Genomic DNA, 237 nt, shown 5'->3' with positions numbered 1-237 from the left:
TTCAGTGCCGATATAACGATTGCCCGTTTGGTAAGTGGCACTCGGTGTTTGCGTGATGGTGTAACCATCTGCATTGGATTCGATTAAACCGGTAAAGCTAAACTCACCGTTGGCATTGGTCGTTGTTGTGGTATTTACTGTTTGACCATATTTATCAGTACCTGTGATTGTAACCCTGATGTCTTTTAACAGCGCATCATTTGAATCAACTACGCCGTCCTGATCCACATCGAAGAA

At 43.5% G+C, this 237-nt stretch carries 1 protein-coding gene; it reads right to left on the bottom strand.

The window, feature by feature from the left end; genetic code table 11:
* Positions 1-237: SdrD B-like domain-containing protein (locus N483_RS25030; protein ID WP_155735433.1), on the bottom strand; the 237-nt coding region annotated here is incomplete at both ends.

The sequence above is a fragment of the Pseudoalteromonas luteoviolacea NCIMB 1944 genome (assembly GCF_001625565.1).
In the GTDB taxonomy this organism is placed as follows: Bacteria; Pseudomonadota; Gammaproteobacteria; order Enterobacterales; family Alteromonadaceae; genus Pseudoalteromonas; species Pseudoalteromonas luteoviolacea_F.
The sequence above is the reverse complement of the archived record's forward strand: the minus strand, read 5'-3'. Positions and strand labels throughout refer to the sequence as shown.